Source organism: Staphylococcus sp. MB377 (assembly GCF_001922505.1).
Classification (GTDB): Bacteria; Bacillota; Bacilli; order Staphylococcales; family Staphylococcaceae; genus Staphylococcus; species Staphylococcus haemolyticus.
The window spans coordinates 220,974-247,122 of the sequence record NZ_MAON01000011.1; the positions used below are offsets into that span (position 1 = coordinate 220,974).

Genomic DNA, 26,149 nt, shown 5'->3' on the forward strand with positions numbered 1-26,149 from the left:
GTATAACCCTGGAAATATGTTTTAATTAATAAAACTATGGTACCAATAGTTAAGAAAGGTAGGTATATAAACTGCTCAAATTATTCAAATTCTTAGTAATTTAGGTTGAATTTATTTAAATTTAGACACCCGCACCTCTAACATCACACAACCCGAAGTCTACCTTTTCGCCAAACAAAAAAGAATCAGCCCCTAGAAAGTCGCTGATTCTGACATAAATATTGATATTCAATTATCCAACAAAGAATAAATCGACAATATCACTCGTTCTATTATTTGTTTTATAAAATTCTGTATAACCACAATTTTTACAAGTTATTGTTTTAAAGTTGTTATGCTGCACATCAAACATCTTAGATAGTCCAGATCCTGTTGCTGATAATGTTCCTTATTCCACTTCCGTATGTCCACATTTCACACATCCGTTTCCTGTGTTTCCAGTCATAAACAACATTCCTTATATTGTTTCTTACTTGTTCTATAACCTGTTTCCTATCATTTAATCTTTAAATAAGTAATAACTTATTGCGCATTTAAAATATAATTAATGACATTTTTTCATTGCCATATTCAAACATTTTCAATGGAATTTCTCACATAATTATCATAAGTAGAAGTTTCTTACATTGGGCTTAAATATAGTTGTGAGACTCTCACCATGACCTTGTCACAATTACTGTGACAAAGTCGCATTTTCTTTGTGTTGTATACGCTTTCCTGTGCCATTACAATTGAATTATCAAATCAGAATAAAAAAAAGAGGTGTAGTTATGGCTCAAACAGAGACACAAGAGAAAAAAGGTCTCGGCCGTAAAGTTCAAGCGTTTGGTTCATTCCTTAGTAGTATGATTATGCCAAACATCGGTGCGTTTATCGCATGGGGCTTTATTGCTGCGATTTTCATTGATAATGGTTGGTTCCCTAACAAAGAATTATCTCAATTAGCAGGACCAATGATCACATACTTAATTCCATTACTTATCGCATTTAGTGGTGGTCGTTTAATTCACGACTTACGTGGCGGTATCGTTGCAGCAACAGCAACTATGGGTGTTATTGTTGCATTACCAGAAACACCAATGTTACTTGGTGCAATGATTATGGGACCACTTGTTGGTTGGTTAATGAAGAAAGTTGACCAATTCTTACAACCTAGAACACCACAAGGCTTTGAAATGTTATTCAATAACTTCTCAGCAGGTATTCTAGCATTCATTATGACAATCCTTGGCTTCAAATTATTGGCGCCAATTATGCAATTCATCATGCACATCTTATCTGTAGCAGTTGAATTCTTAGTACACTTACACTTATTACCAATCGTAAGTATCATCGTAGAACCAGCTAAAATTTTATTCCTTAACAACGCGATTAACCACGGTGTATTCACACCTCTTGGTACTGATCAAGCTGCAAGTGCAGGTCAATCAATTTTATTCACAATCGAATCAAACCCTGGACCAGGTATCGGTATCTTATTAGCGTACATGATCTTCGGTAAAGGCACAGCGAAAGCAACTTCATATGGTGCAGGTATCATCCACTTCTTCGGTGGTATTCATGAAATTTACTTCCCATATGTATTAATGCGTCCATTATTATTCATCGCTGTTATTTTAGGTGGTATGACTGGCGTAGCAACTTACCAAGCAACTGGTTTCGGATTCAAGAGTCCAGCTTCACCAGGTTCATTCATCGTGTATTGTTTAAATGCACCTAAAGGTGAATTCTTACACATGGTATTAGGCGTATTCTTAGCAGCACTTGTTTCATTCGTAGTTGCAGCATTAATTATGAAATTTACTAAAGAACCTAAACAAGATTTAGAAGCAGCAACAGCTAAAATGGAATCTACTAAAGGTAAAAAATCTAGCGTGTCTTCTAAATTAACTGGTGCGACAACTGGTACTGGCGCAGCTGGCGTAGCTGCTAACAAAGCTGATGATGAAGATAAAAAAGAAGCTTCATCAGAGGATGAAGAAGAAGACTTACTTGATAACTACAACACTGAAGACGTAGACGCTCACGACTATAGCAACGTAGACCATATTATTTTCGCATGTGATGCGGGTATGGGTTCTAGTGCAATGGGTGCAAGTATGTTACGTAATAAATTCAAAAAAGCAGGCATTTCAGACGTTAATGTTACAAATACTGCTATTAACCAATTACCAAATAATGCACAACTTGTTATTACACAAAAAACATTAACAGACCGTGCAATCAAACAAGTTCCAAACGCAATTCATATCTCAGTGGATAACTTCTTAAATTCTCCACGTTATGAAGAGTTATTAAACAACTTGAAGAAAGATCAAGACAAAGCATAATTAAATAGTTTGGGAGTCGAACATATTATTTCTATCACTTATGTTAAGACTCCTTTCAAGGGGGGGACACACCATGTTAATGAGTATACGTGAAAAGGAAATCATTGAACTGCTAATTAAGTATTACTGTCAATACGTCACGATTTATGAAATTGCTCAACAACTTGGCGTGTCCTCTCGTACTATTCATCGTGAATTAAAAGGGATTGAAACCTACCTCCAAGGCTTCAATATGACACTTGAACGGGCAAATAAAAAAGGGATTAAGTTATCTTGTGATTATGACCAGATCCGACTGTTAAAACAAGAAATGGCACAACACGATACCATTGACTTGTCTGTTGAAGAACAAAAGGCAATTATTCTATATGCGCTCATTCAATCAAAACATGCTGTTAAGCAATACAGCTTGGCTCAAGAAATTGGCGTATCTGTTCAGTCATTAACCAAATTGCTTGATGACCTAGAGAATGATCTCGCTAGCTATCAACTTATCCTTTATCGCAAGCGTGGTGAAGGGGTATATCTTGATGGCCCCGAATCAAAGAAACGTGAGTTCTTAAGTCAATTGATGGTCAACAACTTGAATAGTACAAGTGTTTACTCGGTTATCGAGAACCACTTCGTCTATCAATCGATTAATCAATCACAACAAGCTTTAGTCAACCTTGATAGCATATTTAAGATTGAACGTATTTTAATGGATTACCTAGGCCAATTACCTTATACCTTAACAGAATCGAGTTATCTGACCTTAACCGTCCATATCGTGTTAAGTATTGCGCGTATTCAAAATGGTGAATATGTATCGATTAATGAAGATATTCATAATTCTGTAAAAGACACATTTGAACATCAAATTGCCACAGAAATTGCGAAACGTATAGAGACACTATACGACATCGACTTTAACCAAGCGGAAGTCACTTTTATAACAATTCATTTACGTGGTGCAAACCGTCGAACAACCTCCAAGATGTTTGAGAATAATGAATTTGACGACCGTAAAATACAAGCATTTGTAAATCGTGTAGAGCGCTTATCAGGCCAATCATTCGAAGACTATGCAACGCTTGTTCATGGATTATCATTGCACATTAATCCAGCGATTAATCGTTTGGAAGCAAACATTGAAACGTACAATCCACTCACCGAGATGATTAAGTACAAGTATCCTCGTCTCTTCGATATTGTACACAAGGCCATCGATCAGACATGGCCAGAGTTAGTCTTCCCGGATAGTGAGATTGCCTTCATCGTTTTGCATTTTGGTGGCTCCTTGAAAAGTCAGTCCACCCAACTACTACATGTTTTAGTTGTCTGCAGTAGTGGTATTGGAACAAGTCGATTGTTGGCAACACGATTACAACAATCTTTTAATGAAATAGAGAAGATTACACAAGCGTCCGTCAGTGATTTGAAAATGTTAAATCTAGAGGATTACGATGGCATTATTTCAACGGTTAAATTGGATATCACAACGCCATTTATTACCGTCAATCCATTGCTACCAGAATCCGATGTAGCGTATGTAGCATCATTCTTAAAGACAACCGAGCATATAGCGAAACAACATGAAGAGAACGAAATGAAACATTCGATTCAAGACCCTGATCAAGTGGTCATGAACATCGAACACGGCTTATCATTGTTGAACTCTATGCAATTTGAATACAAAGATGTAACTATTTGGAATCATTATTTAGCTGACTATCTTGAGGAACATGGCGTCATTGCGCCGAATAGTCAGACGTCATTCGCTGAGCTGTTGCAAGATAAATTAAATCAGAATCCTGGTTGGATATTGCAACCCTATCCCGTTGCGATTCCACATATGAAGGATGATTTAATATTACGCCCTCTCATTTTAATCACGATATTAAATGAAAGTTTGGGCATGCAAAGTACTCAAAATGACCTTTTCAAAATTAAATATATGGTTAGCCTATTCATCCCAAATAATGATGAAATGGCACAACTTGTTGGGGAATTATCTGCTGAATTAGGACATCATCTCGAGCAAATTGATGACTTCATGCAAGACCCTGACGCTATGAAACACATATTGAGAGATAGCTTTTTAAAACGAATTCACAATCAATTAACTTAGGAGTGTAAAAAATGACTGAATTATTTAGTAATGACAATATCTTTTTAAACGTATCTGTAGGAAGCCAAGACGAAGCAATTGAAAAAGCTGGTCGTGCTTTAGTAGATAACGGTTCTGTAAACGAAGCGTATATCCAAGCAATGAAAGAACGTGAACAACTTGTTTCAACATTCATGGGTAATGGTTTAGCAATTCCTCACGGTACTGACGAAGCTAAAGGTGATGTATTAGCATCAGGTTTAACATTACTACAAATTCCTGAAGGCGTAGATTGGAACGGCGAAACAGTTAAAGTTGTTGTTGGCATCGCTGGTAAAGATGGCAAACATTTAGACTTGTTATCTAAAATTGCAATTACATTCAGTGAAGAAGAAAATGTTGATCGTATCGTCAACGCTAAATCTGCTGAAGAAATTAAACAAGTCTTCGAGGAGGCTGACGCATAATGAAAGCTGTACACTTCGGAGCTGGAAATATTGGCCGTGGATTCATCGGCTATATTCTTTCAGATAACAACATTGATGTAACATTTGCAGACGTTAATGAGGAAATTATTAATGCATTAGATAATGAAGGCGCGTATAACGTTATTCTTGCTAATGAAGAAAAAACAACAACACGCGTTACTGGCGTTAGTGCGATTAACAGTGGTCAACCTTCAGATGAATTGAAACAAGCAATTCTTGAAGCTGACATTATTACAACTGCAGTTGGTGTGAACATCCTTCCTATCATTGCGAAATCATTTGCACCAGTCTTAAAAGAGAAGGAAAATCACGTTAATATCGTAGCGTGTGAAAATGCGATTATGGCGACTGATACGCTTAAAGAAGCTATCTTAGACATCACTGGTCCATTAGGTGATAACATTCACTTCGCGAACTCTGCAGTTGACCGTATTGTCCCACTTCAAAAGGATGACAATATCTTAGACGTTATGGTTGAACCTTTCTTTGAATGGGTTGTTGAAAAAGACGCTTGGTACGGTGAAGAGTTAGAACATATTAAATATGTTGATGGTTTAACACCTTACATCGAACGTAAATTATTAACAGTTAACACTGGTCATGCTTTATTAGCATATGCTGGTCGCTTCTATGGTAGAGATACTGTATTAGATGCTGTTAAAGATGAAGCTATCGTTGCAGATTTACGTCAAGTATTAGGTGAAACAAGCGAGTACATCGTTGATAATTTCAGTTTCACTAAAGAAGAACAAGCGGCTTATGTTGAGAAGATTATTGGTCGTTTCGAAAATCCATACCTTTCTGACGAAGTAACACGTGTAGGTCGTGGAACAATTCGTAAAATCGGTCCTAAAGATCGTATTATCAAACCTTTATCTTATTTATATGAAAATAATTTACGTCGCAAAGGCTTATTAAAAGCAGCAGCGTTATTATTAAAATATGATGATATGAACGATAAAGAAACAGTTGAAATGCGTGAATACATTGATGCACATGGTGTAAAAGCATTCTTACAAGAATATGCGAAAATCAATGACCGTTTAGCAAATGAAATTGTAGCTGTTTATGAAGAATTGTAATTCATTACTTTAACAATTTAATTACCTTAACAGTAAACTAAGTTACTTAAATGTTTGGTAGTAATTTAATGTGTGCAGTTTACACAATACTGCGTATTGTTGCTGCTCGCTTGCTCTAGGTATAACCTGAGCCAAGTTGTTTATAATTGAAAAGAGTTAAATCACTTTATAAGCCTTTTTCAAAGTCTTGTAGGTTGTGATTTAACTCTTTTTTATTTAGGTTTTGTCTCAGTGCTAATGCTATTCCTAGTAGCGTCTCGCAGCCAATACTTAGTATTTTTAGCAATGTTAATTTATATCTTTGATATATTTAAATATGTTAGTTCAATCAATTTTCTCAACTCTAATTACTTGTCTTTTTCTTTTCGGTTCGTGTAGTAAGCATGTCCGAAAAATGCGATGTTCATCCCGATTATTAGAACGATATAAAGTACAATTGATATCGTTAAAAATTGCTCGTTAGAATGGCTATGCGCTTTAAATATTTGACCTATTAAATTAGGTAAGCACACGATAAATATTACAAGTGCAAATAGTTTTTGTTTAACTACGAAACATAGCACCATGACGATGGCTAATAATATGAGCCCAGTAATGATGCTTTGGGTTTGATTTAGTGTCACAAGTGTATATATTGGGTATCTTTTAGCAATAAACGTACTTAAAACCATCAGTGAGAAAAGAACTATTCCTCCTATAAATGCATAGACATATACACGTTAACATCGCCATATTTCATAATAGCTTTCTTTATTAAAAATAATGGTACGACAACACTTATTACAAAGATAAAGATTGTATTTAAAATATATCCTAATGTTAGGGTAAACTCATTTTCAAAGAAATCTGGAATTGTGAATAACGCAAACATAAAAAGCACAAAGTACGTTAAATATCTAGGTAGTCCTTTGGTAAAGCTCATTTCTTTAGAAAAGTTATCCGCATAATCTTTTACAGGCGTGTTCAGAATGTTACTGACGTCATCACCGTTCGATTCTGCCATTTCAAAGTGATCTTGCAATTCGTCTCCAATAGCGTGTACTTCATCTTCATCCTTACCTCTAAACATTAATTCTGCTTTTAATTTAAATATATAGTCCTCTTGTTCTTTAGTCATCATATTCATCACTCCCGAATAAGTTATTCATTCCTGAGTTAAGATAACTCCATTTCTCTTTGAATCGTTTTAATTCTGCTTGTCCACTTTCAGAAATCGTATAATACTTTCGCTTAGGTCCACCGTTATCCGATTTGCGCGTGGTTGTGTGAACATAGCCCTTCTTGCTTAACCTAAGCAATACCGGATAAATACTACCATCGCTAATTTCAGGAAATTGGTTTTCTTTTAATTTCTCTAAAATTTCATACCCGTACGTCTCGCCCTTAGCTATAAGTCCAAGTATTGCGCCATCTAAAAGCCCCTTCATCATTTGATTAGATACTGACATGTCATCACCTTTTATTAACTATCTTATAATATAAGATAGTGCATTTTAAAAAATAAGTCAACTATCTTATGATAAAAGGTAGTGGTTGCTTAATGGTTGCTAAATCGCAGTTTATTAAGTTACTTTAATAATTTCAGTTTACACAATACTGCGTATTGTTGCTGTTCGCTTGCTCTAGGTATAACCTGAGCCAAGTTGTTTATAATTGAAAAGAGTTAAATCACTTTATAAGCCTTTTTCAAAGTCTTGTAGGTTGTGATTTAACTCTTTTTTATTTAGGTTTTGTCTCAGTGCTAATGCTATTCCAAGTAGCGTCTCGCAGCCAATACTTTGTGCTTTTAGCAAATGAGGTTTATACCTTTATTAATATATTTATTTTAATGGTTTAATCGCTACGCTAATTAATAAGTTACATAAATAACACATTAAAACCCCCAGCAACTTTGACGAGCCTGGGGGATTTTTCATGCTAATAATGCTAGTTACGTATATATAATTCGTTTTGTATAATTTATAATTAAATCGCTAATGTGTTAAAAGATATAGATTATCAATGTATTTTACTAAGAAAAGATAATAATCGATCTTACTTAATGATATATTGCTTTTCCAAAAGATGCATCTGCACTTTCACCAATCACTTCCGATAGTGAAGGATGTGGTTGTATAATTCGAGAAATATCGTTTAATGCACCGCCCGAAACCTTAATGCCTAAGATTTCACTAATTAAATCTGTCGCATGAGGTCCAACCACAAACCCACCTAAAATCTTACCATCCTGCTTATTCGCTACTATTTTAACCATTCCTTGTGTTTCACCTTTTAAGATTGCTTTAGGATTCTTCTGAAAAGGTGCAGTCGTCACTTCAACCTCATAACCCGCTTCTTGTGCTTGTAATTCTGATAAACCTACTGACGCAGATTCCAATCTTGTATAAATACATCTTGGTATATCCTCTTGATTTATCGGTTCTGGTTGTTTGCCTGCAATATACTCTGCCACATATTTACCATGTGCACTTGCAGTATGTGCTAACTGATAGCCTGGCACTAAATCACCAATCGCATAGACGTGCGCGTAACTAGTTTCATAATGTTCATTAACTTGTAAACATTTGCCATTTTGTTCTAAATTAAGCGCCTTAGCAACTTGAACATTAGGTTGTCTCCCTGTCGCAAAGAGTAATGTTTCATATGGTATTTCTTTAGGGCCATCTTTTCCATCAATTTCCAAAGTCTTGGCATTTACTTTCTTAGTTTCTGAATTGGTGATGATGTTAACACCTTGTTGTTTCAAATAGGTTGATAGATGGTCGCGTATTTCTTTAATTTCACTAGATAGGATGCTATCGCCCTTTTCCAAAATCGTAACATCTACGTCTAAATCAGCCATTGATGAGGCTATTTCCGAGGCAATAACGCCGCCGCCAATAATCACAAGTTGTTTCGGCAGCTGTTCCATATCGAAAAATGTATCAGCTGTTTCAAAGTGCACTTGATCTAGCCCTTCGATTGGTGGTACGAATGGCTTTGTTCCTGTCGCTAAGATAATATCTTTCGCGGTATAAATAGTTTGATCGACTTGAACTTTTAATCCTTCTAATACTTCTGCTTCCCCTTCAATAAAATCAACGTTGTGTTGTCTTAATGCGTCTCGAACATCATCAGTCACTGTCTTAACCACTTGATCTTTACGTTGTACGAGACTAGTTACATCAATGTCTATGTGATTCGTCTTAATTCCCCAATTGTTTGCAGAATGAATATCTCTCACTTTAGCACCATATTCTAAAAATATCTTCGACGGTATACAACCTACATTGAGACATACACCACCAACGTGCTGTTTCTCAACAATCACTACATCTTTGCCTAGTTGTGCTGCTCGAATTGCTGCGACATAACCTCCAGGTCCTGCTCCAATAACGATCAAATCATACGATTTAGACATCATTTGTACCCCTTTCACCTTTGCAGTTGTTTTCATCCCTTAATAACCTTTGTTATGAACATAACCACTTGTCTAATGTGTAAACGCTTTTATATCCTTTCAACTATATATTAGAGTTGTATTTTTATAATTTCAAATAAACGTAAGTGACAGAATTTTTACTTTTTCAATAAAGGGCTTTGTGTTGTGCGAAAGAATTGGAAGTGTGGTTCGAGACATGAAAAGACCCCCAGCATTGTTTGTGTACTGAGGATCTTAATCAAATTAAATATATTTGTTATTAAAGAATTAAGAGATATGGATTTTCAATATATTTAGCTAATACTTTTAAGAAATCGGCAGCGCTCGCACCATCAAGAATTTGATGATCAAACGTTAAACTTAATGGAATACGTGATACTTGTTTAACACTATCTCCTTCAAGTACAACTTCTTTAGAAAGTGCACCTACACCTAGGATTCCTGTTTCACCCAGGTTAAGAATTGGTGTGAAATATTCGATGCCACTAGTACCCATGTTAGTAATTGTAAAAGTAGCACCTGCCAGTTTAACATCATTTGTATTACCATCACGTACCGCTTCTGCTGAAGATTTAATCTCTTTAGCTAAAGCACCAATACTTTTAGTGTCTGCATTATTTATAACTGGTACCATTAACCCTTCGTCAAGTGACGTTGCTACACCTAAATGAACATCATCATATTCTGTAAGTTGGCCATTTTCATATCGAGCATTCATTGCACCATAATCTTTAAGTGCTAAGACGATGGCTTTAGCTAGCAATGCTGTGACAGTCAATTTAGTATCTTGATTTGCATTCTCAAGTTCAGCTGATAGTTTGTTTTTGAAATCTAACAATCGGTCAGCATCCACTTTACGATGTAACGTAAGTTGTGCTGTTTCGGCCAAGCTTTGACGCATATTCTGTGCTATACGCTTACGCATTGGATTTAGTCCTTCACCGACATTAGCACTGTTAAATTTAGTGTTCTTATCCTCTTTAGATTGCATATCCTCATTTTTTGCTTCAATATCATATCCTTGCTCTTCTACACGTTGAATATCTAATTTTGTTATACGATTATTACCGCCTGTACCTTGAATTCTAGTGATATCAAAGTTTTTATCATCTGCCATCTTGCGTGCAAGTGGTGATATAAAGATACGTTTACCATTTTGGGGTTCAACATTATTAGACTGATTTGTATCTTCATCATGATTACTATCATCTTCATTTACAGAAGTTGTATCGTTGGTTTGTTGCTCTTCATCGTCTGATTGTGAGTTATTGGACTCTTCATTATCAGATTCAGTCGTACTACTTGAATCAGTACTTTCTCCTTCATCACCTATAATACCAAGTACAGATTTAACTTCAGTTTCTTCTCCGGCTTGAACTTTAATTTCGAGTAATATACCACTAGCTGGCGCTTCAACGTCTTGAGTCAATTTCTCAGAACTAATCGTACATACACTTTCACCTTGTTCAACCACATCTCCCTCTGCTTTAAACCACTCTTCGACTGTTCCTTCTTTCATTGTCATACCGAGTTTTGGCATAATAATATTTTCGCTCATCGTTCAACACCTCCTTGCCTATGAATTAACTTTTTTCAAGTCTTCAATTAGTTCAGATGCGACATCTAATACTTTATCTACGTTTGGTATATAGGCTTGTTCAAGGTTTGCTGCGAATGGAACTGGTGTATCCGGTGCAGTGACTTTCTTGATTGGTCCGTCTAAATAATCAAAACCAATATCACCAATAACAGATGCAACATCTCCCGCTACATTACATTGTGGATTTGATTCATCAATCACAATTAAACGACCTGTCTTTTTCACTGATTCTAGAACTGTTTCTTTATCCCATGGTGACACAGAACGTAAATCAATAACTTCAACTGAAACGTTATCTTCTTCTAATTTGTCTGCTGTTTGTTCAGCTACTGCCACCATTTTACCGATTGCAACAATTGTTAAATCATCACCTTCACGCGTCACTTTCGCTTTTCCAATTTCTATTATGTAAGGTTCTTCAGGCACATCACCTTTTTGTCCTAATAATGTTTTATCTTCTGAAAAGACTACTAAGTTATCATCTTGTACTGCTGCCATTAATAAACCTTTAGCATCATAAGGATTAGAAGGAACGACTACTTTTACACCAGGTATTGTTGCAAACATGTTATACAATGATTGAGAATGTTGTGCCGCTGCGCCTGCACCAGCGCCATGAACTGTACGTACAACTAATGGAATTTTAGCTTTACCACCAAACATGTAACGCATTTTTGCACCTTGGTTCAAAATAGGATCTAAACCGAATCCAATAAAGTCATTGAACATTAATTCTGCAATAGGACGCATACCGGTAGCTGCTGCACCTACAGCAGAGCTGAGTGTAATATGCTCTGCGATTGGTGTGTCAATAACACGATTTCGACTATATTTTTTCGCAAGTCCTTTAGTTACACCAAAAACGCCACCAAATGTATCGTCATCTTTAATATGTTCTACACCTGCACCACCTGAAACGTCCGTACCAATGAGAATAACATTATCATCTTGTTCCATTGATTGATCGATTGCTTCGTTAATTGCACCCATAAATGTTAACTTGCGTTCTTCACTCATAGTTATGACCTCCTTTTACGCAAATACATCTTCGTGTAATGAATCTACATCTGGTAATTCACTTTCCTCTGCATATTTCACTGCATCTTCTACTGCTTGTTCAGCTGCTCGTTCAATTTCATTTAATTCTTCTTCTGTTAACCAACCTTCTTCAAGTGCTTGACGTTTAAAGTCTTCTGTTGCGTTTTTGTCCGCATTACGATCATTTGGTGATTTAACTTTTTGTTCGTCCCCTTCAAAATGACCATATTTACGATACGTGTCACACTCAATTAGCGTAGGGCCTTCACCATTTTTTGCTCGTTCTACAGCTTCTTGCGCTGCTTTATAAACTTCAACGACATCCATGCCATCCACTCTGACACCTGGCATGTTATAAGCTGAAGCACGCTCTGCAATTGTTTCTGAAGCACTGGCATAATCATGTGTTGTACCTTCACCGAATTGGTTGTTTTCACAAACAAAGATAACTGGAAGGTTTAAGATTGAGGCAAAGTTAAGGCCCTCATGGAAATTACCTTCATTGGCTGCACCATCACCAAAGAAACATACAGCAACATTCTTTTTACCTTGATTTCGAATAGAAATACCTGCACCAGTAGCAAGTCCGAAGCCACCACTTACGATACCATTGGCACCGAGCATTCCTTTATCTATTTCTGCAACATGCATGGAACCACCTTTACCATGACCAAGTCCATCACGTTTACCCATTATCTCCGCCATCATGCCATTAAGGTCACATCCTTTGGCAATTGCATGTCCGTGTCCTCGGTGTGTACTTGTAATATAGTCGTCGTCTTCAAGTTGTGACATTACACCAGTTGCTACAGCTTCTTCGCCTACGTATAAGTGAACAAAACCAGGAATCTTACCGTCACTAAAGATTTTATGCACCTTTTCTTCAAAATATCGAATTTCATTCATCGTTTTATAAACCCAACGTGCTTGTTCTTTTTCCATCGTTAGTTCCTCCTATCATTCATTGATTTGTTCTGTTATCACATATGAATGGCTTTTCCAAAGTATGCATCCGCGCTCTCGCCAATTGCTTCGGATAGAGAAGGATGTGGTTGAATGATGTTAGATAACTCATTCATTGTACCTTCTGAAGCTTTGACACCTAATACTTCACTGATTAAATCTGTAGCATGTGGACCAACAATAAAAGCACCTAAGACCTCTCCATATGCTTTATCAGTTACAATTTTGATAAAGCCTTGTACTTCTCCTTTTACGAGCGCCTTTGCATTTCCTTGAAAAGAAGATTGTGTAACAGATACGTCATAACCCGCTTCTTTAGCTTGAGACTCAGATAAACCAACTGATGCTGCTTCAAGACGAGTATAAATACAACGTGTAATATTGTTTGGAGATACTGGCGGTGGTTTTAATCCAGCCAAATTTTCAACAACATGTAATCCATGTGAACTCGCTGAATGTGCAAGTTGATAACCCTTAACAAGGTCTCCAATAGCATATACATGATTAATTGTTGTTTGATAGTGTTCATCGACTTGTACAAATTTACCATCCATATCGATATCTAGATCTTCAGCTACCTTGATGTTCGGTTGTCGACCAGTTGCCACTAATAAAGTATCAAATGACACATCTTCATGATTATCCAAAATCACTTTAGAGGTTGTTACTTTAGATATCTTTGCGCTTGTTAAAATTCTTATACTTTGATTCTTCAAATGGTCCTTTAACAGTTCACGTACTTCTTCAATCTCGGTGAGAAGAATATCTTCATTAACTTCAATCATTGTAACCTCGACTCCTAAATCAGCCATTGAAGATGCTAACTCAGTAGCTATAACACCGCCACCAATAATTGCGAGTTGTTTAGGCAACGTTTCTATATCAAAAAATGTGTCTGTCGTTTCATACTTTATGTCATTTAATCCTTCAATAGGTGGAATAAAAGGTTTACTACCAGTTGCTAGAATAATATCTTTCGCTTGATATGATTGATTACTAACTTTAACTTCTAAATCTTTCGTTACAGTAGCTTCACCCTTAATGAAAGTAACTTTGTTTTTCTTTAATAATTGCTTCACACCACCTGTGAGCGTGCTAACAATGTGTTGTTTCCGTTGTACTAATTTAGAGAAGTTTACTTTCATCCCTTGTGTCTCAATTCCCCAATCATTAGCCTTACGTATATCATGTGCTTTCGTTCCATGTTCGAGTAGTGTTTTAGAAGGTATGCAACCTACGTTTAAACAAGTCCCCCCTGCGTTTGTTTTCTCTACAATTGCAACCTTTTGACCTAATTGTGCAGCGCGAATAGCGGCAACATATCCACCAGGTCCTGCACCAACCACAATCAAATCATATGAGTCCGTCATCACTATCACCCACTTCCGTAAGATCGTATCGTTGTGCATCCCAAAATATTCTGTAAAAACATAGAAATGAGATATAGCATATTCTTAATGTAAACGTTTTCTCATTTCTGTAATTACATTCTATACTCATGATTCCGAATTTTCAAATAATTGTAAAATTAAATTTTTATATACTTATTTCTATCATTTCATATAAGTTTTATAAGATTTGGAAGATTATCTTGCTACTCACTCAAATAAAAAACCCTCTAACCGCGTTGGCTAGAGGGTTGTATTACGGTTGCAATTTCATTATTGCACCAAAGTTTTGTTGTGCGTTTGTGAATGTAATAAATGCAATGAGTTCAACAATTTCTTCTGTTGTTAAACTGTCTTTAAGTACTTTTATAATATTGTCCGGAATTTGATCACCCATCTTAATAAAAACTTCTGTGAATCCTATGCAAACGGACGATTTTTCATCTTTAAGACTGCCGGTAGGTTGACCTTTAGCTTTACAGTACTGACAACCGTTCTTTTGCGCTAACATTCTTCTTAACTCTTCTTTTAATTCTTTGCTAAGTGCGCTGTCACTTTCTAACACATCACTTAGTTGTGTCCATAATTGCATTAATTCTTCTTGATGACCTAATAATTTTTGAAAGGGTGTATTACCATTGTTCGAAGACTCTATAATCGACATTTGTTATCTCCTTTTTAAACTAATGCGTCTTTAATTTTTTGCAGTCCTTTTATCATGATTTCACGTGGAACAGCGATGTTTATTCTGATATGTCCTTCTGCGTTATGAACGAATTGTTCTTGTCCTTCAATGATAACGCCGGCGTGTTTGATGAAATATTTAGCGATTGGTTCATCTATGTGTTTTGCTTTAATGTAATAGCTTAGATCAACCCATGCGAGGTAGGTTGCTTCTGGAATTTTAAATTCTGCATGTGGCAGTTCTTGTTCTAAAAATTGTGCTAGGTATTTAAAATTATCGTCTAGATAATCATTCATAGAAGCTAACCAGTCTTCGCCCTTTTCATAAGCTGCCTGTGTCGCAACGATACTTAATGGATTCTCAGAACTAAAGTGATGTAACTTCCATGTCTTTAATAATCTTCTATTCGGAATAATGATGTTTGAGAACATTAAGCCTGCTATATTAAATGCCTTACTTTGCGACATTGCGGTAACAATCTTATCGTAATCTGGCACTGCTTTAGCAAAAGGTACATGTGTTTGACCGTCACGTTTAATGTCGCAGTGAATTTCATCTGAGATGATCCATACGTCATTATCGACCATAATTTGTCCCAGTTGCTTTAATTCATCTTCTGACCATACACGACCTGTTGGATTATGCGGATTAGCAAAAATACATAATTTAATATTTTCTGTTTCCACTTTTTGACGAACATCTTCAAAGTCGATTTCATAGTATCCATTATGATTTATCATCGGAGAATATACCGTCTTAATATTATTTTTATCACAAGCCATTTTAAAAGGACCGTAGCTCGGTGTTAAAATCAACGCTTTATCGTCGTTGTCACAAATATAGCTTACAAGTTCAATTAACCCTGCAACAATCCCATGAGAAAATACAAGGTGATCTTGTGGAAATGTATAACCAAATCGTCGTTCTGTCCATGACACAAAAGCCTCATAATAATCTGTGCCAAATATGTTGGTATAACCTAGAATCTTTTTATCGAGTCTGTCTCTTATCGCATCTAACACAACTTCAGGTGTCGCGAAATCCATATCAGCTACCCACATACGAATCAGTTCATCATGTTCTTCTAAATCTGAAGTATCTGCGTCTCCAAATAAATAGCCTTTATAACCTTCTACATTCATCGCATTTGTAGAACGACGGTCTATGATCTCATCAAAATTGTACGTCACATGAATACCTCCTAGAATCATTGTTTAATAAGTCTTATTGTAATACTTCCCATTTATGAATTCACTTTTTAAGATTTCCACTTCTAAATATAAAAAGTGGGAGAAAGACAAAGAATTCATATAAAATTCTGCCTCTCTCCCTATTCCAAAAATTTACGCAAGTCCATCAATAACGTAAGTTACACCTAGAATTGCAAATGTGATGGCTATCATCGTTGATACTAGAATCATCCCCATCATAGGGTTGAAAAGTAAAATAATTCCTAATAGTAAGCCTAAAACGTTAACAATGATAGATAGTCCCTTCAAACGGCTTTGTTTTGAAATGGTCATTAGTCCAATAACTGAACTTACAATAAACCATGCGGCAAACATAAATATGAAGAAGGTTGAACTTGCCCCAACGTTAAATATCACAAGTAGTCCAAATATAATATCAATAATTCCTATGACAATAATTAATCCTGAACCGCTACCGGCAAGCACTCTCGCAGCACGACGGAATAATAGTTGAATCACACCATTAATAAGAATTAATAAGCCAATAAGCCAAGTAAGTGTGTAGAAATTTTTAACAGGATAACTGAAAATAATAACTGCAACAATTAATAGTAACGTTCCCATAATTAAGCTTGACCATTTTAATTTTCCATTGTCTTGTGCCATTCAAATTCCTCCTCTCATTAAAAAATAGCCATTATATCAAGTATATTGAAGTTGCGTTGGACTAACAACGAATACATCTTACATCGTTTTACATGAAACATATTATATTTAATTCACGACCTCTTTAGTTTCTTGCTTTTCCGAAAAGGGTACACTAAACGTAGTATAAAATTAGGAGGCGTATCAATGAATACAAAAAGAGCATTAGTTGTAGTAACAAGTGTAACGAAATATCCTAATATGAATCGTCCAACTGGATTATGGTTTGGTGAGGTTGTTCATTTCGCGGATGTCTTATATAAAAATGGTTATAAAGTACATTATATTAGTCCAGAAGGTGGCTATACTGCCATTGACCCTCAAAGTTTACAAGAAGATATAATGACAGATTTAGACTGGGAATATTATCAGAATAAAGACTTTATGACACGTCTTGGTCATACAGTTACACCTGACGCAGTTAAAGCTGAAAATTATGATGTCATTTATTTCGCTGGTGGTCATGGTACAATTTGGGACTTTAAAGATAATGAAGATTTACAAAAGCTAACTCAAAAAATTTATGAAAATAACGATGTTGTTGCTTCAGTTTGCCATGGTGCAATTGGCTTATTAAATGTAAAAAATTCTGAAGGTAAACATATTATCGATGGCAAAACGGTTACTGGCTTCTCAAATAGTGAAGAACAAGCAGTGGGCTTAGCCGACGTTGTTCCTTACCTTACTGAAGATGAACTTAAAAATCGTGGTGCAAACTATGAACAAGGTGATAACTGGACTGAGTTTGCAGTCGCTGATGGTCGCATTATTACTGGTCAAAATCCACAATCTGGTAAAGCCGTAGCAGAAAGATTCTTAGAATCACAAAAGTAAAATCTTAGACTACCCGCATAGTAAAATTTACAAAGATGCCTACATGATTTGGAATAATAACGCTTTGATTCCAATATGTAGGCATCTTTATTTATCTATATTAAATTACAACATATTCACTTTTAACAAATCAATGACACCGCTAGAGGCACTAGGGAAAGCAAAGATTAATTGATTTAAATCTTGTACTGTTATGCGTTGATTAATAATAAATACGAGTAAGTTTACTAAATCAGAGCTGCATCGACGCCATATATATCTGAGCAAACAAGTCGTTTCTCTTCATCTAAAACGACATACATTTCTGCATCCGTTTCATTTTTATATTCAAATACCATTTGTTTACCAAAAGGAATGTGTTTAACTGTGTAACGTTCATTTTGCTCAGCTTCTTGAACACTAATACCAATTTGAGAAAAATGACTTACTTGACTATGAAACAATCAAACATGAAATTAAAGCTCGCGACTTACAAATTGATAATCCACTCACTAAAGATCCACAAGTCGCATTTATCAATAATGCACGTCAATTCTTAGGTGATAAACTCGTTCGTACTGCTAAACCTCATAAAATATTAAGTGGAAAAAACGGACGCTTAATTGCCGTAAAATTAAATATCATTAGTCGTAAAACGCTCGGCGGTATTCAAACGAATCTCGATGGCCAATCACTTAATCCAAGCATGCAACCGATTCAAGGACTATACGCTGCTGGGGAAGCATCTGGTTTGGGTGGTGGCGGTATTCACGGATATCGTGCATTAGAAGGTACTTTCCTAGGTGGTTGTATCTTTAGTGGTATTCGTGCAGCTGAAGGCATCCATCATCATATACATTAAATTTCATAAATATACACTTCTAAAATAAAGTATTTTCAAAATGTATATCCCACCACTTTTTATGCATTTTGTTGTAAAATTATATCAAATATTATTTTTTAAGTAATAGTTATCAATTTTACAATTTTTTGCAAAAGAAGGTGATAGTATGCCTCGTGATAGCTTGAAATCTTTGAAAAATAAAACTGTAACCGTAATAGGTCGAATTGAACATATTACTATAACACCTAAAGTAAAAATTCCAAACAAGCCTATTTTCTCAAAAATTTTATTATTAGATGTTAATATTGGCGGTCAGTATTTCGATCACGTTTGGGTTTATGCATCAAAGAGATACTTTCATAACCAAGAACCCTTTTTACAACAAGTTGTAAAGTTTAAGTCTAAAGTAACGCCTTATGTTAAACATGGCCAACGTGGCTACGTCGAAGATTATGGTATTGATTATGTCAAAAGCCTAAACATACTGCCTAATACGTCAATGGAAGAATATGACGAAAGATATTATGATGATGATCTTACTGTAGACTTTTTCTTAACGAATTAACAGCACATTGCAAAGCTTGATTAACTATCAAGTGCAATGTGCTTTTTTTATTTTATTTTACTTTTAAACCACGATAACGGTTCAATGTTCCGATAAATTCTTGCTTACGAGGAAGCGCTAAATTACCAGGATGTCCATCAAAGTTAGATATCGCTTCGATGCCTTCTTCGTCAATTAAGTCGTACATTTGATTCGTTGCATCAATAAGACTCTTATGATTATCTATAAGGTGATGTCTAAAGTAATTCATCATAACGGTCAACGCATTGGTTTGACTGTCATCCACTAATTGTTCTAAACCAGATATATCTATTGCATCTTTGCCGTACATCACTGTGTGTAGCCCTTTGGCTTTCATTCGATCATCTTTCCCTTTTTTAGAGAATGAAGCATCTAAAGGGACACGAGATGGAATCGCACCAAATTGCGTATTTGCCTGTAGGTCACGTTGGTATCCATCTGATTGAGCAATCTCTTTCGCCTCAGTAGTTACATCTTTCAAATGATACTCATCCATCATCAAGACTTGATCGGCCACGTCAAAATAATCACCAGACCCACCAACAATTAGAATAGTTGAAACTTGATGCGCTTCAAAAAGTGGTCTCACTTTATTAGAAAATGGTGTTATTGGTTCTTTATCAGGCGCAATTAACTCCTGCATACGTCCATCACGAATCATAAAGTTCGTCGCCGATGTATCTTCATCAATAAGTAGCGTTGACGTTTGTGTTTCTAATGCTTCCATGACATTAGCTGCTTGTGACGTGCTTCCACTCGCATTGTCAGTCGAAAAGTGCTTTGTATCTTTCTTGCCAGGTAAGTTATCTATAAATGGACTGATGTTAACATTTTGAATTCCACGTCCATCTTCAGCTCGTATCTTCATAGCGTCATGACGCGTAATAACAAACTCACGGCCATCATTTGGAATATGGTCATAGACACTACGTTCAAGCGCTTCTAATAGGGTCGATTTACCGTGATAACCACCGCCAACAATCAACGTTATGCCTTCAGGAATAGACATCCCTGTGACTGCCCGACCACTTGGTAAATTGAATGTTGTTTCGAAAGCTTGCGGGCTCGTAAATTGAATAGCACCTTTCATTGGCTCATCGGATACACCGCTTTTTCGTGGTAAAATGGCGTTATTTGCGACAAAAGCGACTAAGTGTTGTTGTTCAAGTTCATTCCTAATATACGTTTGGTCTAATTTTAATGTTACTTGATGTTGAAGTGCTTGTTGATCAATATTTTGATACATGATGGCTTGATTTACTATCTTTGGTAAGCCATTTATAAGTGTATGGGCCGCAACTTTTCCAAGAATCTTACGTCCTGTTGCTGGCATACCAACCTCAATGCGCACTTCAATTTCTTTATCATTAATTACGACTGATGTACGTTCTAACATTTCTTGACCACAATGATCGATGAAAATTTTACCGTTTTTACCTGAAGCTTTAACAGCACGATTAAATGCCGAAGTTTGATGGCCAAATGCTCTAGTTAAGAAATCTGATACTGCAATACGTTTGTCTTTCTCATCTAATAAATCACTTGGAATTTTGGCGACATCACGTTGAATGATAAGACGCATTTTTGAAGGTGGCGCAAAAGGATCCACCTGTACATGATCGATTGCTAAGTGAAATTGATCAAAGGCATATATACCTTTCATTCGTTTATACGCTCCATATTTTTGTCCATCTAACGATTTTAATGTCTTTTCGAGATCTATTGAGCGCTTCATCATTATTCCTCCGTTCAGTAAGTGTCTATTCACAGTTTACCCAACCTAACCGGCACGCATAACTTCATTCAAGAAATTCTTGATTTGAATATAAAAAATGCATCTCAAGCATTGGATTTTCATCCTTCAGCTGAGATGCATATCATCGAATTATTAAAACTTCTCAAAAAATTCTTTTCACTAATAACGAAGTATAACCACCATCAATTGTAAATACGCTACCTTGTGCGAATGATGAAGCGTCAGATGCAAGGTATACAACTATGCCACCTAATTCTTCTGGTTCACCCGGACGACCCATTGGTGTCGCACCCATCCAATAATCGATCATTTCGCCTCCAGTATTAAACATTGGTTCAGTTAATGCCGTTTTCATGTATCCTGGCGCAATTGTGTTTACTTTGATGCCATATTTTGACCATTCCATTGCTAAACTTTTCGTTAACATGATAACGCCTGCTTTAGATGCATTGTAAGATGCTTGTTCTTGTGGTTTATTGGCAATTAATCCTGACATTGATGATGTATTAATAATTGAACCATAGCCTTGTTTTATCATTTGACGTCCTACTGCTTGTGCTACTAAGAAGACACCATTTAAGTTTAAGTTAATTACTTTTAACCAGTTTTCGTAAGATACGTCTTCTGCTTTTTCATTAATTGTCATACCAGCATTATTTACTAAGATATCAACTTTACCGTACTCATTCACGACGTCGTCTACCATTTTGCTAACATCTTCTGGATTTGTAACATCTACTTTTAATGCTGTCGTTTTAACGCCTTCATTATCTGCAATTGCTTTTGCTGTTTCTTGAGCTAAATCTAATTTAATGTCTGCAATAACAATATCTGCACCTGCTTGTGCTAATGTTTCTGCCATAGCTTTACCTAGTCCCATGGCACCGCCTGTTACGATTGCTACTTTACTGTTTACTTTAAATTGATCAATAATGTTTGTCATTTTTATCATACTTTTTAATTTGATTGTGTATTAATTGTTGTTTTTACTTGTCTTCCAGGCTGTTGTACTTTCATAAAGAATGTAAGAACAAAGCCTAATACATATATTACTGCATATGCCCAAATCGTTACTTCAGCTGAAGCGAATATAAGCATGACACTTGCAAGTCCATAACCTAGGAAATTACTTAAACCAGCTGCTAAGTTATGTACGGAGACTGCCGCCTCTTTATGTTCAGGTACCAACGTTGGGAAGATGGCTGACATTGGAACGAATGCAGCAACAGCGAAGCCGAACATCAGTGCAATTAAAGTTGTCACGAATATATTAGGTCCACTCCAGGCAGGGAAATAATAGAACGCTAACGTAGAAACGGCCATACCAATACAGCCAAACCAGCGTACTTGGCGTACCCAACCAATTTTATCTCCCATAATACCCCAGAATAAATTAGTGAAGATTGTAATAATGTACATTAATCCCCAAACACGTAACCATTATGACGTAGTGAAGCCGAAATCTGCCGTATAAACGTGTGGTAAGAATACAACCAATCCGAATAATGACAGTTGGTTAATGATTCTTACGACAAAGGCAACTGCAACGTTCTTATTCTTAAGAATTGTGATACCTCGGCCAAATTCTCTTGACATTTCTTTCTTAGTCATGCGTCGTGCTTCGACATCTTCGCCTTTTTTATCTTTAACTAAGAACATCGCGATTAATCCACCAATTAAGATGAAGATTAATGATGACCATAAAGTACCCATGTCACCAATGATTGGAATTGAAAAGCTTGGTAAATATGAACCTAGTACTCCAATACCGATTGAATACATTGCCCAGAACCAACCCATTGCTGAAGCTAGTTTGTAACTTGGTGAAGAATATGTAATCCATACGACAAAGCTATAAATAAACATTGGATATGCTAAACCACGAATACCATACATAATCATCATGGCATAGTTTTGTTGTTCTAGACCAAAGACTAAAAATCCAACATGGAAGATCATCCAAATAATAAACGCGAATGTCATCACACGTCGTGGACTGAAAATCTCAGCCATCACACCTGATAACCATGAAGCGATAGCTACGACTAAACCGTAAACGGTTAAGACATTGCCGGCTTCAGAATTATCAAAGCCAAGACTCATAATATATTTAGATAAAAATGCTTGCTCCATACCGTCTCCGGTCATAAAGATCGCTACGGCAATGTATCCCTATATTAATACCATAAGCAATCCTAGAAATTGACGTTCTCGTTTGTCTATCTCGTTCGCCATTTTAATCCCACTTTCTACCTTTGTTTTATTCATTATTTTTGTTCTGAATTAAATTGTTCATGTGCAAGACGTTCAAGTGGAATGCCTTGTTTAAAGCGTTCTGTATATTGCTCAAAGCTTGCAACTTCATCTTTAGTTGGTTCGATTGTCATTGATTCTGTTCCTTTAAACGCAAAGTCATTCAAATATGTTGCTAAATTTGATGTCTCTGTTTCAATCATGTATCTCGCCAATACTGCGATACCCCAAGCGCCACCTTCACTTGCAGTTTGCATAACACGAACAGGACTGTCTAAGGCAGCTGCTAAGAATGATTGCGCAACTTTTTCAGTTTTAAAGATGCCACCATGACCAAACATTGAATCAATATGAATATTTTCTCTTTCTTTTAATAAATCAATACCAATCTTCAACGTACTGAAAGCACTGTAAATATGTGTTTTCATTAAGTTAGCTAAGTTAAAATTACTGTCTACTGATCGTACAAGCATTGGATAACCATGTTGTACATCTGTGATAAATTCACCAGAAATATAACCATATGACAATAACTTACCTAAATCTTCGTCACCTTTTAAGGCACGTTCAAATAATTTGGTGAACAATTCACCTTTATCGTATTTAACTCCCATTGTTTCAAATACTTCTCCAAACAAATCGACCCAAGCGTTTATATCTGATGTACAGTTATTCGCATGAATCATTGCTACTTCATAACCGTCTGGTGTTGTAACAATATCTACCTCTGGATAGACATCTTTGATTGGCTTTTCAAGGACAATCATCGAGAAGATACTTGTACCTGCTGAAATATTACCAGTTCTTGGTGCAACACTATTTGTAGCTACCATACCTGTAGCTGCATCCGCTTCAGGTGCACATAATGGACATCCGGCTTGTAGCTCACCGTTTGGATCAACTAATTTCGCACCCGTTTCAGTAAGACGTCCGGCATACTCCCCTGCTACAACTACTTTAGGTAAGATATCTCTAACATCTTGTGTGTAACCCTTTTCAGAAAACTTCTTATTAAAGCGTTCAATAATATCGTCACGATAGTCTTGTGTCTCACTATCAATTGGGAACATGCCAGACGCATCTCCAATACCTAATACTTTCTCATCGGTTAGATACCAATGTATGTATCCCGCAAGTGTCGTCATATAGCTTACTTTCTCAACGTGCGATTCTTGATCTAATGCAGATTGATAAAGTTGTGCAATACTCCAACGTTCAGGAATATTCACTTGAAAGTCCTCTCGTAAGATTTCAGCTGCTTTATTAGCATTGTTATTACGCCACGTTCTAAATGGAACGAGTAAATCGTCATTGTCATCAAACAGTAAATAGCCATGCATCATACCACTAATACCTAAAGAAGCAAGTTGTTTCACGGTTGCATCGTATTTCTCTTTTAACTCTTGAGTCATTGCGCCATATGCTTTTTGAATGCCTACCCATGCATCGTTCATCGAATACGTCCAATAACCATTACGGTAACTGTTCTCCCATTCGAATGAACCTGTTGCGAGGGTTTGACATTGGTCATCAATCGCAATTGCTTTAATACGCGTTGAACCGAACTCAATACCCACTGTTAAATGACCATCTTCAATAAATTGTTTGATTTGTGTATTATCCATCGTTTCACCTTACTTTTTATTATGAAAACGTTATCACAGACTTATCCTAGCATATGTATTTTTGATGAAACAAGAGAAAAGTAAGCGTTTTCCAATCTTGTAAGTAAAAAGACACCTTTATCTTCTATTTACAACAATGAAGATAAAGATGTTTGCTTAAATGTATTATTCAATTATGTTTATTTTAAAATGTGATAGTCTCTCATACAGTCAACAGATGATAGAATGGCTTCTTCTTGAGTGTAACTTGGCGTCCAACTTAAAACATTTCGTGCTTGCTGATTACTAACATTTCTATTCATTTCAAGTAATAACTTACCTTCTTGTGCTTCACTATTAAATCTAGCGCCTAGCTTAATTGCGAAATCTGGAATGGTCTTAGCTGAAACTTTACTTGCTAATTCAGGGCGTTCTTTTTTAATTAATTGTGCGATTTCAGGCATAGAGATTTGTCCATCTGCAGTGGCGATAAAACGTTTACCATTTGCTTCTAGCGTCTTCATTGCCAAAACATGTAATTGTGCAACGTCTCTGACATCTACGATATTCATTGGAATATTAGGGATACGTTTCATTTTGCCACTAGCAATATTTTCTACAAATTGAAAACTTAATGACATATGTTGATTTAATGATGGTCCAAGTATAGCAACAGGATTGATTGTCGCAAACTCAATGTGATTTTCAGTAGCACTCACAAAGTCCCACGCTGCTCGCTCAGCAATTAATTTAAACTTCTCATAAACAGAAAGTCCTTTTTCATTTGGATTAGTCCAATGTTCTTCTGTTGTCACACTAGATTTATCTTTATTACTAAATCCTACTGCGCCAAAGTTTGCAGTCATTATTACACGTTTCACATTCGTTTTTTCGGCAGCTCTCAAGATACGCTGAATACCTTCAACGGCTTGTTTATTGATTGATTGTTCATCAGTTACGCTGACACTACCCATCACTACAGGCGATGCTACACTCATCACATAGGTGCAATCTTCCATAGCATCTTCCCAGTTATCATCTTTAGATAAATCCGCTACAACAAATGCTAAATTTTGCGTATCAATATTTTGTGCCTTTAATGTTTCTAAAATAGTATCTTTCTTAGATAACGAACGAATTGTTGCACGCACACCATAATCTTGCTTTAATAATTCCGCGACAATACGTAAACCTAAAAAACCTGTCCCTCCAGTTACTAAAACTTGTTACTTCATGAAACTTCCTCCCCTATCTTTCTCTTGGTAGGTACAGATTATAACAGTTTTATCATATTAGTTTGATGAATTACACTTG

Annotated in this window: 20 protein-coding genes and 5 pseudogenes; 7 read left to right on the forward strand and 18 right to left on the reverse strand. The window is 36.1% G+C overall.

Going from position 1 to position 26,149, the window contains the following annotated elements; translation table 11 throughout:
* Positions 1–232 precede the first annotated feature (232 nt).
* Positions 233–445, reverse strand: a pseudogene (locus tag BB045_RS03075) (zinc ribbon domain-containing protein).
* A gap of 325 nt (positions 446–770) precedes the next feature.
* On the opposite strand from BB045_RS03075, the gene BB045_RS03080 reads away from it, so the two are divergent.
* The 4 genes from BB045_RS03080 (at position 771) to BB045_RS03095 (ending at position 5,989) form a co-directional block, all read left to right on the forward strand.
* Positions 771–2,330, forward strand: a complete 1,560-nt coding sequence (locus BB045_RS03080) for a PTS mannitol transporter subunit IIBC (protein WP_070581102.1) — start codon at positions 771–773, stop codon at positions 2,328–2,330.
* A gap of 73 nt (positions 2,331–2,403) precedes the next feature.
* On the forward strand, positions 2,404–4,440 hold the full coding sequence (locus tag BB045_RS03085) for a BglG family transcription antiterminator (protein ID WP_070581103.1): 2,037 nt from the start codon (positions 2,404–2,406) through the stop codon (positions 4,438–4,440).
* Positions 4,441–4,451: 11 nt separating this feature from the next.
* Positions 4,452–4,886 carry a PTS mannitol transporter subunit IIA gene (locus tag BB045_RS03090; RefSeq protein WP_070581104.1) on the forward strand — a complete coding sequence of 145 codons (435 nt, stop codon included), beginning with the start codon at positions 4,452–4,454 and terminating at the stop codon, positions 4,884–4,886.
* Entirely contained in the window at positions 4,886–5,989 is a 1,104-nt protein-coding gene (locus BB045_RS03095; protein WP_070581105.1) for a mannitol-1-phosphate 5-dehydrogenase, read from the forward strand. The genes BB045_RS03090 and BB045_RS03095 overlap by 1 nt, the downstream gene beginning before the upstream one ends.
* A 347-nt stretch (positions 5,990–6,336) precedes the next feature.
* Here BB045_RS03095 and BB045_RS12295 read toward each other — a convergent pair whose 3' ends face one another.
* From BB045_RS12295 to BB045_RS03145, 11 genes are all read right to left on the reverse strand, one after another.
* Complete coding sequence (locus BB045_RS12295; protein WP_256268154.1) at positions 6,337–6,660, reverse strand: hypothetical protein; 324 nt, start codon at positions 6,658–6,660, stop codon at positions 6,337–6,339.
* 23 nt (positions 6,661–6,683) lie between these two features.
* Positions 6,684–7,109, reverse strand: coding sequence for a hypothetical protein (locus BB045_RS12300; protein WP_256268156.1), 426 nt, complete (start codon positions 7,107–7,109; stop codon positions 6,684–6,686).
* Entirely contained in the window at positions 7,099–7,437 is a 339-nt protein-coding gene (locus tag BB045_RS03105; protein WP_053036160.1) for a PadR family transcriptional regulator, read from the reverse strand. Before BB045_RS03105 ends, BB045_RS12300 begins: the two co-directional genes overlap by 11 nt.
* A gap of 590 nt (positions 7,438–8,027) precedes the next feature.
* A complete protein-coding gene (gene lpdA / locus BB045_RS03110; protein ID WP_070581106.1) occupies positions 8,028–9,389 on the reverse strand; it encodes a dihydrolipoyl dehydrogenase in 1,362 nt (453 codons plus the stop codon).
* 280 nt (positions 9,390–9,669) lie between these two features.
* On the reverse strand, positions 9,670–10,968 hold the full coding sequence (locus tag BB045_RS03115) for a dihydrolipoamide acetyltransferase family protein (RefSeq protein WP_070581107.1): 1,299 nt from the start codon (positions 10,966–10,968) through the stop codon (positions 9,670–9,672).
* Positions 10,969–10,986: 18 nt separating this feature from the next.
* Entirely contained in the window at positions 10,987–12,027 is a 1,041-nt protein-coding gene (locus BB045_RS03120) for an alpha-ketoacid dehydrogenase subunit beta (protein WP_070581108.1), read from the reverse strand.
* Positions 12,028–12,042: 15 nt separating this feature from the next.
* On the reverse strand, positions 12,043–12,990 hold the full coding sequence (locus tag BB045_RS03125; protein ID WP_070581109.1) for a thiamine pyrophosphate-dependent dehydrogenase E1 component subunit alpha: 948 nt from the start codon (positions 12,988–12,990) through the stop codon (positions 12,043–12,045).
* 38 nt (positions 12,991–13,028) lie between these two features.
* Positions 13,029–14,381 carry a dihydrolipoyl dehydrogenase gene (gene lpdA, locus BB045_RS03130; RefSeq protein WP_070581110.1) on the reverse strand — a complete coding sequence of 451 codons (1,353 nt, stop codon included), beginning with the start codon at positions 14,379–14,381 and terminating at the stop codon, positions 13,029–13,031.
* A gap of 274 nt (positions 14,382–14,655) precedes the next feature.
* Positions 14,656–15,063 (reverse strand): carboxymuconolactone decarboxylase family protein, encoded by a 408-nt coding sequence (locus BB045_RS03135; protein ID WP_053036170.1) that lies wholly within the window; start codon positions 15,061–15,063, stop codon positions 14,656–14,658.
* 14 nt (positions 15,064–15,077) lie between these two features.
* Positions 15,078–16,274 (reverse strand): 3M3SH-releasing C-S lyase, encoded by a 1,197-nt coding sequence (locus BB045_RS03140; RefSeq protein WP_070837742.1) that lies wholly within the window; start codon positions 16,272–16,274, stop codon positions 15,078–15,080.
* A gap of 153 nt (positions 16,275–16,427) precedes the next feature.
* Positions 16,428–16,940: a DUF308 domain-containing protein gene (locus BB045_RS03145; RefSeq protein WP_070581112.1), complete on the reverse strand. Its 513-nt coding sequence runs from the start codon at positions 16,938–16,940 to the stop codon at positions 16,428–16,430.
* Between the two features lie 186 nt (positions 16,941–17,126).
* Between BB045_RS03145 and BB045_RS03150 the strand changes: the two genes are divergently transcribed.
* Positions 17,127–17,813 (forward strand): type 1 glutamine amidotransferase domain-containing protein, encoded by a 687-nt coding sequence (locus BB045_RS03150; protein WP_053036173.1) that lies wholly within the window; start codon positions 17,127–17,129, stop codon positions 17,811–17,813.
* A gap of 105 nt (positions 17,814–17,918) precedes the next feature.
* On the opposite strand, the pseudogene BB045_RS03155 reads toward BB045_RS03150, so the two are convergent.
* Positions 17,919–18,229 (reverse strand): annotated as a pseudogene (locus BB045_RS03155) (NAD(P)/FAD-dependent oxidoreductase); the annotation flags it as partial.
* Between the two features lie 2 nt (positions 18,230–18,231).
* Between BB045_RS03155 and BB045_RS03160 the strand changes: the two are divergent.
* Together BB045_RS03160 and BB045_RS03165 are read left to right on the forward strand one after the other, a co-directional pair.
* Positions 18,232–18,654, forward strand: a pseudogene (locus tag BB045_RS03160) (FAD-binding protein); the annotation flags it as partial.
* 148 nt (positions 18,655–18,802) lie between these two features.
* Entirely contained in the window at positions 18,803–19,201 is a 399-nt protein-coding gene (locus BB045_RS03165) for a hypothetical protein (RefSeq protein ID WP_053036177.1), read from the forward strand.
* A gap of 52 nt (positions 19,202–19,253) precedes the next feature.
* Here BB045_RS03165 and BB045_RS03170 read toward each other — a convergent pair whose 3' ends face one another.
* The 5 genes and pseudogenes from BB045_RS03170 to BB045_RS03190 all read right to left on the reverse strand — a co-directional run.
* Entirely contained in the window at positions 19,254–20,957 is a 1,704-nt protein-coding gene (locus BB045_RS03170) for an ABC-ATPase domain-containing protein (RefSeq protein WP_070581114.1), read from the reverse strand.
* A gap of 163 nt (positions 20,958–21,120) precedes the next feature.
* The gene (locus tag BB045_RS03175; RefSeq protein WP_075140463.1) at positions 21,121–21,921 is read right to left on the reverse strand and encodes a glucose 1-dehydrogenase; all 801 of its coding nucleotides are present in this window, start codon (positions 21,919–21,921) and stop codon (positions 21,121–21,123) included.
* Positions 21,922–21,935: 14 nt separating this feature from the next.
* Positions 21,936–23,213, reverse strand: a pseudogene (locus BB045_RS03180) (MFS transporter).
* A gap of 32 nt (positions 23,214–23,245) precedes the next feature.
* Entirely contained in the window at positions 23,246–24,856 is a 1,611-nt protein-coding gene (locus BB045_RS03185; RefSeq protein WP_070581116.1) for a xylulokinase, read from the reverse strand.
* A 179-nt stretch (positions 24,857–25,035) separates the two neighbouring features.
* A pseudogene (locus BB045_RS03190) lies at positions 25,036–26,061 on the reverse strand (NAD-dependent epimerase/dehydratase family protein); the annotation flags it as partial.
* Between the last annotated feature and the right edge of the window lie 88 nt (positions 26,062–26,149).

Coding starts and splice junctions, on each gene's coding strand:
- BB045_RS03085 (WP_070581103.1), top strand. CDS start 2,404: ATGTTAATGAGTATACGTGAAAAGGAAATCATTGAACTGCTAATTAAG.
- BB045_RS03175 (WP_075140463.1), bottom strand. CDS start 21,921: ATGACAAACATTATTGATCAATTTAAAGTAAACAGTAAAGTAGCAATC.
- BB045_RS03125 (WP_070581109.1), bottom strand. CDS start 12,990: ATGGAAAAAGAACAAGCACGTTGGGTTTATAAAACGATGAATGAAATT.
- BB045_RS12300 (WP_256268156.1), bottom strand. CDS start 7,109: ATGATGACTAAAGAACAAGAGGACTATATATTTAAATTAAAAGCAGAA.
- BB045_RS03150 (WP_053036173.1), top strand. CDS start 17,127: ATGAATACAAAAAGAGCATTAGTTGTAGTAACAAGTGTAACGAAATAT.
- lpdA (WP_070581106.1), bottom strand. CDS start 9,389: ATGTCTAAATCGTATGATTTGATCGTTATTGGAGCAGGACCTGGAGGT.
- BB045_RS03095 (WP_070581105.1), top strand. CDS start 4,886: ATGAAAGCTGTACACTTCGGAGCTGGAAATATTGGCCGTGGATTCATC.
- BB045_RS03145 (WP_070581112.1), bottom strand. CDS start 16,940: ATGGCACAAGACAATGGAAAATTAAAATGGTCAAGCTTAATTATGGGA.
- BB045_RS03105 (WP_053036160.1), bottom strand. CDS start 7,437: ATGTCAGTATCTAATCAAATGATGAAGGGGCTTTTAGATGGCGCAATA.
- BB045_RS03080 (WP_070581102.1), top strand. CDS start 771: ATGGCTCAAACAGAGACACAAGAGAAAAAAGGTCTCGGCCGTAAAGTT.
- BB045_RS03165 (WP_053036177.1), top strand. CDS start 18,803: ATGCCTCGTGATAGCTTGAAATCTTTGAAAAATAAAACTGTAACCGTA.
- BB045_RS03090 (WP_070581104.1), top strand. CDS start 4,452: ATGACTGAATTATTTAGTAATGACAATATCTTTTTAAACGTATCTGTA.
- BB045_RS03115 (WP_070581107.1), bottom strand. CDS start 10,968: ATGAGCGAAAATATTATTATGCCAAAACTCGGTATGACAATGAAAGAA.
- BB045_RS03170 (WP_070581114.1), bottom strand. CDS start 20,957: ATGAAGCGCTCAATAGATCTCGAAAAGACATTAAAATCGTTAGATGGA.
- BB045_RS03120 (WP_070581108.1), bottom strand. CDS start 12,027: ATGAGTGAAGAACGCAAGTTAACATTTATGGGTGCAATTAACGAAGCA.
- BB045_RS03135 (WP_053036170.1), bottom strand. CDS start 15,063: ATGTCGATTATAGAGTCTTCGAACAATGGTAATACACCCTTTCAAAAA.
- BB045_RS03185 (WP_070581116.1), bottom strand. CDS start 24,856: ATGGATAATACACAAATCAAACAATTTATTGAAGATGGTCATTTAACA.
- BB045_RS12295 (WP_256268154.1), bottom strand. CDS start 6,660: ATGGTTTTAAGTACGTTTATTGCTAAAAGATACCCAATATATACACTT.
- lpdA (WP_070581110.1), bottom strand. CDS start 14,381: ATGACGGACTCATATGATTTGATTGTGGTTGGTGCAGGACCTGGTGGA.